The organism is Pseudoalteromonas sp. A757 (assembly GCF_004103285.1).
Classification (GTDB): domain Bacteria; phylum Pseudomonadota; class Gammaproteobacteria; order Enterobacterales; family Alteromonadaceae; genus Pseudoalteromonas; species Pseudoalteromonas galatheae.
Genome location: NZ_QNQN01000060.1, coordinates 19803 through 32619, shown reverse-complemented (window position 1 = coordinate 32619; position 12817 = coordinate 19803). Strand labels below are relative to the sequence as shown.

General features: G+C 45.4%; 13 protein-coding genes. 4 read left to right on the top strand and 9 right to left on the bottom strand.

The genetic code is table 11. From position 1 onward, the window contains the following. Positions 1-37 precede the first annotated feature (37 nt). The 9 genes from DRB05_RS05315 to DRB05_RS05275 all read right to left on the bottom strand — a co-directional run bounded on the left by DRB05_RS05315 (position 38) and on the right by DRB05_RS05275 (position 8496). Positions 38-334, bottom strand: a complete 297-nt coding sequence (locus DRB05_RS05315; RefSeq protein ID WP_128726002.1) for a DUF1330 domain-containing protein — start codon at positions 332-334, stop codon at positions 38-40. 29 nt (positions 335-363) lie between these two features. After that, on the bottom strand, positions 364-753 hold the full coding sequence (locus DRB05_RS05310) for a VOC family protein (RefSeq protein WP_039497668.1): 390 nt from the start codon (positions 751-753) through the stop codon (positions 364-366). 118 nt (positions 754-871) lie between these two features. Further along, positions 872-1633 (bottom strand): SDR family oxidoreductase, encoded by a 762-nt coding sequence (locus DRB05_RS05305; protein ID WP_010604931.1) that lies wholly within the window; start codon positions 1631-1633, stop codon positions 872-874. Between the two features lie 6 nt (positions 1634-1639). Then, a complete protein-coding gene (mmsB, locus tag DRB05_RS05300) occupies positions 1640-2527 on the bottom strand; it encodes a 3-hydroxyisobutyrate dehydrogenase (RefSeq protein ID WP_128726001.1) in 888 nt (295 codons plus the stop codon). 12 nt (positions 2528-2539) lie between these two features. Then, positions 2540-3679: an enoyl-CoA hydratase/isomerase family protein gene (locus DRB05_RS05295; RefSeq protein WP_128726000.1), complete on the bottom strand. Its 1140-nt coding sequence runs from the start codon at positions 3677-3679 to the stop codon at positions 2540-2542. Then, a complete protein-coding gene (locus tag DRB05_RS05290; protein WP_128725999.1) occupies positions 3679-4455 on the bottom strand; it encodes an enoyl-CoA hydratase in 777 nt (258 codons plus the stop codon). The genes DRB05_RS05295 and DRB05_RS05290 overlap by 1 nt, the downstream gene beginning before the upstream one ends. Before the next feature lie 10 nt (positions 4456-4465). Next, positions 4466-5623, bottom strand: coding sequence for an acyl-CoA dehydrogenase family protein (locus DRB05_RS05285; RefSeq protein WP_128725998.1), 1158 nt, complete (start codon positions 5621-5623; stop codon positions 4466-4468). 107 nt (positions 5624-5730) lie between these two features. Next, positions 5731-7221 carry a CoA-acylating methylmalonate-semialdehyde dehydrogenase gene (locus tag DRB05_RS05280; protein ID WP_128725997.1) on the bottom strand — a complete coding sequence of 497 codons (1491 nt, stop codon included), beginning with the start codon at positions 7219-7221 and terminating at the stop codon, positions 5731-5733. A 96-nt stretch (positions 7222-7317) separates the two neighbouring features. After that, positions 7318-8496 (bottom strand): acetyl-CoA C-acyltransferase, encoded by a 1179-nt coding sequence (locus DRB05_RS05275; RefSeq protein ID WP_010378626.1) that lies wholly within the window; start codon positions 8494-8496, stop codon positions 7318-7320. Positions 8497-8810: 314 nt separating this feature from the next. On the opposite strand from DRB05_RS05275, the gene DRB05_RS05270 reads away from it, so the two are divergent. Genes DRB05_RS05270 through DRB05_RS05255 form a run of 4 tightly spaced genes read left to right on the top strand, consistent with a single transcriptional unit; the run spans position 8811 to position 12812 of the window. Further along, a complete protein-coding gene (locus DRB05_RS05270) occupies positions 8811-9203 on the top strand; it encodes a MerR family DNA-binding transcriptional regulator (RefSeq protein WP_010378624.1) in 393 nt (130 codons plus the stop codon). Between the two features lie 24 nt (positions 9204-9227). Then, positions 9228-10403 carry an isovaleryl-CoA dehydrogenase gene (locus DRB05_RS05265; RefSeq protein ID WP_128725996.1) on the top strand — a complete coding sequence of 392 codons (1176 nt, stop codon included), beginning with the start codon at positions 9228-9230 and terminating at the stop codon, positions 10401-10403. Between the two features lie 9 nt (positions 10404-10412). Beyond that, positions 10413-12020 (top strand): carboxyl transferase domain-containing protein, encoded by a 1608-nt coding sequence (locus tag DRB05_RS05260; protein WP_128725995.1) that lies wholly within the window; start codon positions 10413-10415, stop codon positions 12018-12020. 9 nt (positions 12021-12029) lie between these two features. After that, the gene (locus tag DRB05_RS05255; RefSeq protein WP_128725994.1) at positions 12030-12812 is read left to right on the top strand and encodes an enoyl-CoA hydratase-related protein; all 783 of its coding nucleotides are present in this window, start codon (positions 12030-12032) and stop codon (positions 12810-12812) included. Positions 12813-12817 lie beyond the last annotated feature (5 nt).

The following is a 12817-nucleotide window of genomic DNA, read 5'->3' as shown; positions in this document are numbered from 1 at the left end:
AAGTAAACTTTACCCAATTTTGCTCCTTACTTGAGCTTTATCTAGTGTAGCTCGCCAAAATATCAAATCCACTAACGCTATCTTCAAAGTATCGCGCTTTTACCTCTACATATTCAGCATCACTGAAGAAGGACTCCATTGAAGCTTGATCAGGAAAATATATGGTAAAAAGTCTATTAGCTTGACACTGCCCCTCAGTTTGCAGGGTTGCTGCAATATGAAAATCGTTACTAAATCCACCACCATATTGTCTTAAGATTGGCTTCATCGCTTCACGATATTTGGCATACCGCTCGCTGTTATGAATTTCCATCGCCACTAACATTTCATACATAATTTAGCCCTTTTAGAGTAGTTATTATCTCAACATTGCTCATAAAGCTCTAGCGGCAGGCCATCAGGATCACTGAAAAAGGTAAACCGTTTGCCTGTATATTCATCTATTCGAACAGGCTCTACAGCAACTTGATTTTGCACGAGGTGTGCAATACAAGCATCAATATCCGATACGCTAAATGCCAAATGTCTCAGTCCTTGCGCCTCTGGATGTGAGGGTCGTTTTGGAGGATTTGGAAACGAAAACAACTCAATCTGGCTCCCATCAGGCAGCGCAAGATCTAATTTATAGGACGCTCTATCTTTTCGATAGTTTTCACGGAGTACATGCAAACCAAGTACTTCGGTATAAAACACTTTTGATCTTTGGTAGTCAGAACAAATAACAGCGACATGATGTATTCCAGATAACTTCAAGCACTTCTCCTCACTAATTTAAGGTCTTTTAAATAAAAAAGCGGCAATTTGCATTGCCGCTTCACACACTCAAGTAGGAACTTGGACTACATGTTGTAAAACCAAGCCTATTTTTTCATTACAAGCGAATGCCGCCGTCAATCTCAACGACACGTCCCGTAAAGAAATCATTTTCAATGATATATTTTGCTGTATGGGCAATTTCTTGCGCTTCACCCAGACGCCCTACCGGCTTCATTTTCACTAGGCGCTCTTTGGCTTCAGGCTTCATTGCATCGGTCATTTTTGTACGGATAACACCCGGTGCAATTGCGCCCACGCGAATACCAAAACGACCTAATTCTTTAGCCCAGCTGGTAGTCATCGCAACGACACCTGACTTTGCCGCTGAATAATTAGTTTGTCCCATATTACCAGCGCGTGCAACGCTAGACATATTAATGATCACGCCACCATTACCTGCTTCTACCATTTTGACAGCAGCTTCGCGGCCACACAGGAAAACACCTGTGAGGTTGACATCAATAACGGATTGAAATTGCGATAGCGACATTTTGTCGATGACTTGCCCATCTTTTGCTTTGAGTAGCAAACCGTCACGCAAAATACCTGCATTATTTATCAATACCGAAATATCGCCGAAGTCATTTACGATGGCATTAAACACATTTTCGACGTCTGATTCTTGACTAACATTAGCGACATACGTGTTAACTTGTGTGCCGAATTGAGCAAGTTCGTGCTTCGCTTCTGCTAAAACGTCTTCTTGCATATCAATCAGGGCAAGTTTTGCCCCATGCTTTGCCATTTCAGTCGCCATGGCAAGACCTAAGCCTTGCGCACCACCAGTGATCACAACTGTTTTATTGTTAATATCCATAGTGTCCTATTTCTCTGAATAAAGCTTAAAAATCGCACTAAAGTCTTCACTGCCTTTGCCTTGATTTTGCATCAAGTTATACAAATTCTTTGCAAGCGCCCCCATGGGCGTCGCAGAATTTGTTTGCTGCGCAGATTGCATCGCAAGGCCAAGATCTTTAGCCATTAAATCAACCATAAAGCCCGGCTTATAACCGTTCGAAGAAGGCACATTTTCTAGTACATCAGGACATGGGTTGTATAGCTCTAGCGTCCAGTTACGACCAGAGCTGTTTAGCATAATTTCGCTCAATACTTTAGGATCTAAGCCATGATCTACACCCATTTGCAGCGCTTCACTTGTGCCCGCCATAAGTATTGATAACAGCATATTGTTACATATCTTAGCGACTTGCCCTGCACCAATATCTCCAGCATGAAAAATGTTCTTACCCATATTGGTCAGTACCACATGCGCACGTTCAAAGTCTGCTTTATTACCGCCGACAATAAAAGTTAAGGTACCGGCCGCTGCACCTGCAACACCGCCAGACACAGGCGCATCGACAAATGAAATACCCGACTCTGCCAACTTGTTGCCAACAAACTGAGCAGATTCAGCATCGATGGTCGAGCAATCAATTACTTGTGTGTTTTTAGACAAATAATTAATTAACCCATCATCGCCTGTATACACAGCTCGAACATGCTTGCCTGCAGGCAGCATACTGATCACATAATCGGCTTCGCGACATACATCGCTCACAACCGTCGCTTTCGTTGCACCACTCGCTTCAAGCGTCGCAACAACCTCTGGGTTCAAATCGAATACACATACTTGGTGGCCAGCCTTTAACAGGTTAATCGCCATTGGACCACCCATGTTACCTAAGCCGATAAATCCTACTTGTGCCATTTAAGTCACTCCTTATAAGTCACGCAAAGGATGATCGTTTTCATCCCATCGAGGTGTGAAAAAACGTTCTATTGCGTCATTTGGAATCTCAGCAACCGATTTAAACCGCCAATTTGGTTTGCCATCTTTATCGATAAGCAGCGCACGAACACCTTCTTGAAACTCACCAAACTCGCCAGCCGTTACCGACATACCTAACTCCTGCTTAAAGCAGTCTTTGAGTGTTTTACCTTCACTTCTAGTAAGCTGCGCTTTAACCAATGCTGCGCTCAATGGTGAACCATGTTTTAACGCAGCCTGTGCCTTGCTTAGCCATTTGTTGTCAGTGCTATCCAACGCTAAAATAAACTCAACCTGCTCTGATAAAGTATCTTTCTCATCAAGCGCTTCGAATACCTTGATAAGCGGTTTAATTTCGCTTTTTGGCGGCGCATGAGAGGCTTCATCTAGTGACAACAACAACTGCGTGAGCTTTTCATGATTTAATACATTGGTTTTGCCCCAGTTCACTTCAACTAGGTTTTGTAATAGTAAGCTCAGCTTTTCTGAGTCCATAAAGTGGTCGGCGAGCCCAACCAGCTTGGCATCCGCAGCGTTAATGTTTGCAGCGGTGAGCCCCAAGAATAGTCCAACGCCTTTTGGCATCTTATTGAGGAAATAGCTCCCTCCCACATCAGGGTATAAGCCAATGGTGATTTCCGGCATAGCAATGCGCGACGTTTCGGTCATCACTTTATGGCTTGCACCAGCCGTTAAGCCCAGTCCACCACCCATGATGATGCCATTACCCCAAAGTAGGATTGGTTTATCATAGTTATGGATTTGATAATCTAACCGATATTCTTCACTAAAAAAGGTTTCAATTAATGCATTACTCGTATCAGACGACATTTCGCGATATAAACTCACGACATCGCCGCCGGCACAAAACGCCTTCTCTCCAGCACCTTTTAGCATAACCATTGCTATTTGCGGGTCGTTTGCCCAAGCGTCAAGTTGTGGCGCGAGCAAACGGATCATATCGAGGTTTAAGGCATTTAACGCTTTTGGTGCATTTAATGTCGCCAGCGCTATTTTCATCCCGTTATGGCACGTTGCCTGTTCGAATATAACCGGCGCCTCCTCGTGATTTATTAGCTCAAATTCAGTCATTAGCCATTTACCCAATTCGCTTTACGCTTCTCTAGAAACGCGTTTACGCCTTCTTTTTGATCTTGCGTATCGAATAGTGTTACGAAGAGTTCGCGTTCCAGCGGCAATGCGCTATTGATTGTGCCAGTGCGACCTTTTTGAATGAGGGCCTTACAAGCTGTGACCGCAACTGGACTTTGATCTTCCACTTTCTTAGCAAGCTCAAGCGCAGCCTCCAGTGCTTTACCCTGCTCGACCACTTCTTCAACTAAGCCAATTTGCTGTGCTTTATCAGCTTTTAAGCGTTCACCGCATAAAATCATACGTTTTGCCCAGCCTTCGCCCACAAGCCAAGACAAATTTTGTGTGCCGCCAGCACAAGGTAACAATCCGACTTTCGCCTCAGGAAGTGCCATTTGGGCTTGAGCTTCGGCAATACGGATATCGCATGCTAGTGCGACTTCTAAGCCGCCACCCATTGCAAAACCATTGATAGCAGCAATTGATACGCCTCTAAAGTCGCTGAGTGTTTCAAATGCTTCGCCAAATACTCGAGACATATCCGCAGCGACCCCTTTGTCGCCGTCGGCAAATACGTTTAGATCCGCACCGGCTGAAAAGAACTTTTCGCCTTCACCAGTGATCACTAAAGAATAGATTTCTTTATCTGCGTTCAATTCGATTACTAGATTTTTAAGTGCAGTTAGTGTGCCTTTTGTCCACGTATTCGCAGGTGGATTTGACATAGTAACAACGGCAGTATGGCCTTGTTTTTCGAGTTTTAATTGTGCAGTCATGATGCTCTCCTTATAGGACGCTTGCCGCGCCTTCAGCTAAGATCCGACGTGCAATAATTACACGCATGATTTCGTTTGTACCTTCAAGGATCTGATGTACACGTACGTCACGTAGGTGGCGCTCCAGTGGATACTCTTTGATATACCCGTAACCACCATGAATTTGCAGTGCATCATCACACACCTTAGTACCTACATCAGTGGCAAAGCGCTTTGCCATAGCGCAATAAGTGGTCTTTTCTGGGTCGTTGCTATCCAGTTTAAATGCCGCAAGTCGAACCATTTGGCGCGCAGCCACAAGTTCTGTATTCATATCTGCAATTTTAAATTGAAGTGCTTGGAACGCCGCTAAAGGTTTGCCAAACTGAGAACGCTCTTGCATATACTGCTTGGCGGTATTGAGCGCCTGCTGGGCTGTACCAATCGAGCAAGTTGCAATATTAATACGACCACCATCAAGGCCTTGCATCGCAAATTTGAAGCCTTCTCCTTCTTGGCCTAGCAGGTTTGCGGCTGGGATACGGACATTTTCAAGCGTGATAAGGCGCGTAGGTTGAGCGTTCCACCCCATTTTCTCTTCTGCTTTGCCATAAATAACGCCGTCAGCATCGGCAGGTACAACAAATGCCGAAATACCTTTTGGACCGTCTTCACCGGTTCTTGCCATTACCACCAATACGTCGGTTTCACCTGCCCCTGAGATAAACATCTTAGAGCCAGACAAAACGTACTCGTCGCCTTCTTTTATTGCTTTTGTTTTCAGCGATGCGGCATCTGAGCCAGAACCTGGTTCAGTTAAGCAGTAAGAAGCCAGTAGCTCACCTGTTACCAACTGATCCATATATTTTGCTTTGGTTTCTTCCGTTGCAAAGCTCGCTATCATCCACGTTGCCATGTTATGAATAGTCAACATGGCGGTTGTTGCTGTACAACCCATAGAAAGTTGCTCAAAAATAATACTTGAGTCAAGGCGAGATAAACCCAGACCACCGGCCTCTTCTGGCGTATATAGACCGCAAAAGCCAAGCTCACCTGCTTTTTGAATTACGTCTTTTGGAAAAATGTGCTCTTGATCCCATTTTGCAGCATGTGGAGCAAGCTCGCTCATTGCAAATTGGTGCGCCATATCGGCAAATGCTTGTTGATCTTCGTTTAGGTTAAAGTCCACGCTAGACCTCTCTTGCTGTTCTGACACCCTGAATGTGTGTCTGTAATTCTTATCGTTTTGGTAAAAAATAGCGTGCTCCCCCTGCAGAGCACACTATGCAATATGAGTTATCTAAGGTTGATACTCATATTTGGACCACTGACAGCCTCATCGTCAAACCAGCGTGAGGTAATTGTTTTGGTTTCTGTATAGAAACGCACGCCTTGCTTACCATAGGTATGTTGGTCGCCGTAGAATGAGTTCTTCCAACCGGTAAATGAGAAGAACGGCAATGGCACTGGAATAGGAATATTAATCCCTACCTGACCCACTTCAATTTCACGCTGGAACTTGCGTGCTGCGCCACCGCTTGCGGTGAATAATGAGGTGCCATTACCGTATGGGTTGTTATTAATAAGCGTAATTGCTTCATCTAAACTATCGACAAATACACAACAAAGGACTGGGCCAAAGATTTCTTCTTTGTAGATATCCATGTCAGTTGTGACGTTTGAAAACAGCGTTGGACCTACCCAGTTACCATTTTCATAACCCTCAACGGTAAACTCAGAGCCATCTAGCAAACACGTTGCGCCTTGCTGCTTACCACTGTCAATCAGCGATAGAATGCGCGCTTTAGCTTGCGGCGTCGTTTGCGGACCATAAGCAGCTTCTGGGTCATCCCACACGCCAGGACGAACCTTCGCCATAGCGTCTTTTAGTTCATCGACCCACTGTTGTGATTGGCCAACAAACACGGCAACTGAGATCCCCATACAGCGCTGACCACCCGCGCCGACCGAAGAGCCAACCAGGTTATTTATCACTTGTTCTTTTTTCGCATCTGGCATGATAACCATGTGGTTTTTTGCACCAACACACGCTTGAACGCGTTTGAGATTTTGCGTACCTTTGCTGTAAATGTACTGACCAACACCACAAGAACCCACGAAAGAAATCGCGCGAATTTCCGGCGCTTCAAGGATTTGGTCGACCTGATCCTTACTACCGTGTACTACCTGTAGTACGCCTTTTGGCGCACCGGCTTCTTCAAACAGTTCAACCAAGCGCATTGGCGTTAGTGGATCTTGCTCTGATGGCTTAAGTACAAAGGTGTTACCGCATACAATTGCCATTGGGAACATCCACAGTGGGATCATCGCTGGGAAGTTAAATGGCGTAATACCCGCACAAACGCCTAGCGGTTGGGTATATGAATAGGTGTCGATATTTCGGGCAACGTTTTCTACCGTCTCGCCCATCATCATTGAAGGGGCATTACATGCTTGCTCAACCACTTCAATACCACGCCATACATCACCTTTCGCATCTTCAAAAGTTTTACCTAGTTCATGGCAAATGATGGTTGCGATTTCTTCTTGATGCTCTTTAAGAAGCGCTGCATAACGCATCATAATTCGCGCACGCTCAGTTACCGGAACATTACGCCACGTTTTAAATGCTTCTTGAGCTGAATGAATTGCAGCCTGTACTTCTTCGTTAGTAGCACAAGGTACTTTTGCTAACACTTCTTGATTAGCCGGATTAACAACGTCTAACCATTTGTCAGACTGAGACTGTGAAAATTCACCGTTGATGTATAAAGGTACTTGGTGCATGAAGCACTCCTCCCCATAAAACGAGTTTATGCGCTGCGTGAATGATTAGAATTATGGAAAACGCAGCGCCCCTTGAACGAAATAAATTGCAGTAACTTACACTTCTACCGCGAGTGCTACAGCTTCACCACCACCGATACATAGTGACGCAACGCCTTTTGATAAGCCGCGGTTTTTTAGTGCATGTATGAGTGTAACTAGGATGCGAGCACCGCTTGCACCGATTGGGTGACCTAGTGCACAAGCACCACCGTTGACGTTGACTTTGTTGCTATCTAACTGCATTTCGTTGATAGCCAACATAGTCACCATCGCAAACGCTTCGTTGATTTCCCAAAGATCAACATCTGCTGTCGACCAACCTGCTTTTTCAAGCAGCTTATTCATCGCACCGACTGGTGCCACAGTAAACTCAGCAGGCGCTTGTGAGTGAGTTGCATGGGCAACAATCTTACAAAGTGGTGTCAAACCATGCTTTTTCGCTTCTGATTCACTCATTAAAATCAGCGCTGCTGCACCGTCAGAAATAGACGAGGAGTTGGCGGCTGTGATAGTACCGTCTTTTTTAAATGCTGGACGAAGTGATGGAATTTTGTCTGGACGCGCGTTACCAGGTTGCTCGTCAGTATTAACCTCAACATCCCCCTTACGCGTACTCATTACATGAGGGGCAATTTCATTGCCAAAGCTGCCATTTTCGATTGCGGCGTTTGCTTTACTTAGTGAGCCAAGTGCAAATTCATCCATGTGCTCGCGAGTAATGCCATATTCATCGGCAGTAGCCTGTGCGAAGCAACCCATCGCTTTGTTGTCATAAGCATCTTCTAAACCATCAGCCATCATATGGTCTTTGATTTCGCCATGACCCATGCGCATTCCGCCACGGGCTTTTGGAATAAAGTAAGGTGAGTTAGTCATGCTTTCCATGCCGCCAGCGATAGCAGAGTTAATGCTACCTGAGCGGATGAGATCATGCGCGAACATCGCTGCTTTTAGACCCGAGCCGCACACCTTGTTAATTGTCGTCGCTCCCGTCGAGCGTGCAAGCCCCGCGTGTAGCATCGCTTGACGCGCTGGCGCTTGACCAAGGCCTGCAGGTAAGACACAGCCCATGATAACTTCATCTATACTCGCGTCACTAAGACCTGTTTCATTCATTACTGCTTTAATTGCAGTCGCACCTAAGTCTGTCGCGGTTGCGTCAGATAGGCTTCCCATAAAGCCACCCATTGGTGTACGCTTAGCAGCGACGATGACAACAGCTTCGTTACTCATTGCAAAACTCCTGTTTACAAGCCAATCTTGGCTTGTTAAAAATTAACTCTGTATTCGAGCATACATAATATTTACGTTTACGCCAACGTAAATCTAAAATCAAGCCAAACGAGATCAGTGAAAGTGTAAAGCTAACTTGCACAAATTTGTTTCCAAGGCTTATTTTCTCTAGCTGTAATGAAGATTTGATGACAATTCGAACGGACAGAATATTCCTTTTATAAGACTAAAGAAGGATCTGCTATTCTTACTTTACCTTTACGTAAACTTCACTTATATTGGTCTAATCAGTGACGTTGTAAGTGTAAATAAAAATGCAAGAAATTAATGAACCTACCTATTCAATCAGCGAGTTAGCTAAAGAATTTGATATTACTACTCGCAGTATTCGTTTTTACGAAGACCAAGGACTCCTTTCTCCTAGGCGTCAAGGACAAACGCGTATTTACTCAAAACGTGACAAAGTTCGATTAAAACTGATCCTTCGCGGAAAACGTCTTGGTTTTACACTTGCTGAAACTGGCCGACTATTTGAGCTTTACGACGCCGACAAATCAAGCGAAAAGCAACTTAAAACCATGTTGCAACTCATTGAAGAGAAAAAAGCCGATTTAAGCCAACAAATGGACGACATTAAAGTTGTCTTAATGGAACTAGTGACGGCTGAGCGCCGTTGTCGCGACACCCTACACGAGCTCGAAAAATAAACTCTCACAACAGGATGAATACCGATGAGCACAGTATCTTTATATAAAGAATTAAACTTTGGACTAGGCGAAACAGCAGACATGATCCGTGATCATGTGAATAGCTTTGCGACCAGTGAAATTGCCCCACTGGCTGAAAAAACAGATCAAGAAAATGCATTTCCAAACGAAATGTGGCCAAAGTTTGGCGAAATGGGCCTACTTGGGATCACCGTTGCTGAAGAATTTGGCGGCTCAAACATGGGTTATCTTGAACACGTTATTGCAATGGAAGAGATAAGCCGTGCGAGTGCATCAATTGGCTTAAGCTACGGCGCGCATTCAAACCTATGTGTGAACCAAATTAACCGTAACGGCAACCAAGCCCAAAAAGAAAAGTATCTACCAAAACTTATCAGCGGTGAACACATCGGTGCGCTAGCGATGAGTGAGCCCAATGCTGGCTCTGACGTGGTTTCAATGAAACTGCGTGCTGAAAAGCAAGGTGACAAGTTCATCCTAAACGGTAATAAAATGTGGATCACCAACGGTCCAGATGCCGACGTTTTTGTGATTTACGCAAAAACCGATATCAATGCAGGCCCTCGCGGGATCACCGCCTTTATCGTCGAAAAAAGTTTCCCTGGTTTTTCAACGGCACAAAAGCTAGACAAACTTGGAATGCGTGGTTCAAACACCTGTGAGCTGGTATTCGAAAACTGCGAAGTACCTGCAGAAAACATTCTTGGCGAATACAATGAAGGCGTTAAGGTACTCATGAGTGGCCTAGACTACGAGCGTGTGGTATTGGCAGGCGGTCCGCTTGGTATTATGCAGGCTTGTATGGATGTGGTAGTACCTTATATTCACGAGCGTAAACAATTTAACCAATCTATCGGTGAATTCCAGCTGGTGCAGGGCAAAGTTGCTGACATGTACACGCAAATGAACGCCGCACGCTCATACGTTTATACCGTGGCGAAAGCCTGTGACCGTGGCGAAACCACACGTAAAGATGCTGCTGGAGCGATTTTATATGCCGCAGAACTTGCAACCAAACTTGCACTTGATGCCATTCAGCTACTAGGCGGAAACGGTTATATCAATGAATATCCTACAGGTCGACTACTTCGCGATGCCAAGCTGTATGAAATTGGCGCTGGTACGTCGGAGATCCGCCGTATGCTTATCGGACGTGAGCTATTCAACGAAAGTCGCTAGGAGTGCTACATGACGGTACTAAATTCTGCGGTTAATCCGCATGATCCCCAGTTTAAGGCAAACAGCGATGCGATGGCATCGCTGGTTGCTGATCTTAAAGATAAAGTCGCCACACTAAGCCAAGGTGGTGGTGAAGCGCTCATCGCTCGTCACCAAAGTCGCGGTAAATTATTTGTACGTGACCGAATTGAAAGCTTGCTTGACGAGGGCTCGCCGTTTTTAGAAATTGGCCAATTCGCCGCGTTTGGGGTTTACGAGCAAGATATTCCTTGTGCTGGTGTAGTCGCCGGGATCGGACGCGTTAAAGGCGTTGAATGCATGATTGTGGCAAATGATGCGACGGTAAAAGGGGGAACCTATTTCCCTATTACTGTAAAAAAACACCTAAGAGCGCAAGAAATCGCTGAGCGCTGCCATCTTCCTTGCATCTATTTGGTGGATTCTGGCGGTGCAAACTTGCCAGAGCAAGATGAAGTGTTCCCAGATAAATTGCATTTTGGTCGGATTTTCTACAATCAAGCTCGTATGTCTGCAAAGGGGATCCCACAAATAGCTGTGGTCATGGGATTATGCACCGCCGGTGGCGCATATGTACCAGCGATGGCTGATGAAAGTATTATCGTCAAAGAACAAGGCACCATTTTCTTGGCAGGGCCACCGCTTGTTAAAGCGGCCACGGGTGAAGAAGTGAGTGCAGAAGACTTAGGCGGCGCAGATGTTCACTGTAAAGTCTCAGGTGTAGCCGATCACTATGCAGAAAATGACGAGCATGCGCTTTCTATCGCAAGACAGTGCGTGTCACGCCTTAACCATCAGCGCCCTACTCGCCCACTCCTTCAAGATGCCAAACCACCACGGTATGACATCAGTGAGGTGTATGGCATTGTCGGTACGGATCTGAAAAAGCCATTTGATGTGCGCGAAGTCATTGCCCGTATCGTGGACGATTCTCAGTTTGATGAATTTAAACGCTACTTCGGCGAAACACTCGTGACTGGTTTTGCTGAAATTTATGGTCACCCTGTAGGGATCGTAGCAAACAACGGTATTCTCTTTTCTGAATCCGCGCAAAAAGGCGCACACTTTATTCAACTCTGTGCACAGCGTAATATTCCGCTGCTGTTTTTGCAGAATATTACTGGATTTATGGTTGGCCAAAAATACGAAGCGGAAGGTATCGCTAAGCACGGTGCAAAAATGGTAACAGCCGTTTCCTGTGCTGATGTGCCTAAGTTTACAGTATTGATTGGCGGCTCATATGGTGCTGGTAACTATGGCATGTGTGGTAGAGCCTACGAGCCAACCATGATGTGGATGTGGCCAAATGCACGGATCTCGGTAATGGGTGGTGAGCAAGCTGCGGGCGTATTAACGCAGGTTAAACAAGATGGTTTAGCGCGTAAAGGCCTTAGCATGAGCGATGCCGAAGTGAGCGAATTTAAAAAGCCAATTATCGAGCAGTACGAAAAGCAAGGACATCCATACTATGCCAGCGCAAGGCTTTGGGACGATGGCGTTATCGACCCTGCGGATACGCGCACAGTACTTGGTCTTGCCTTAGAGGCTGCGAGCAATGCGCCGCAAAAAGAGTCTAAATTTGGCGTCTTCAGAATGTAAGGAGCACTTATGCCTGTCACTTTAAATATCACAAAAAGCAAAGTGGCGATTTTAGAGCTAAGTCGCCCAGAAAAACATAATGCCTTCAATGCGGAGGTGATTGCCGAACTCATTAAGAATATCGAATATGCCAGCAGCCTTGATGTCAGAGCGCTGGTATTAAAAACCGAAGGTAAACACTTTTCAGCAGGGGCTGATCTGGCGTGGATGAAATCCATGGCAGACAACGACTATGACGAAAACGTCGCTGATTCTTTAGAACTTGCTAAATTAATGCAAGTACTGGCTACTTGCCCTCACCCTACGCTGTGTTTGGTGCAAGGTGCCGCTTTTGGTGGTGCACTTGGGTTAATCGCCTGTTGTGATATCGCCATTGCAGAGCACAACTCTAAATTTTGTTTAAGTGAAGTCAAGCTTGGTCTTATTCCGGCTGTGATTAGTCCTTATGTCATTAAAGCCATTGGGGAGCGCCAAGCGCGACGCTATTTTTTAACAGCCGAAGTATTCAATGGTGAAAAGGCGCTAGAAATGGGTTTAATTCACGAATTGAGCGATGATTTAGCAAAAAGCGAAGCGGATTTTCTCAATACCTTGCTTAACAATGGTCCTGCTGCTGTGAAAAGCGCCAAAGCACTGATCAACGAAGTTGCAGGTAAAGAGATAAATGAAGCGTTGATCGCCCATACCGCAAAGCGTATCGCTGAAATTAGAGTAAGTGACGAAGGCCAAGAAGGGCTTAGCGCCTTTTTCGATAAACGAGCACCACGCTGGCAAACCGCCGCAAGCGAATAGGAGTC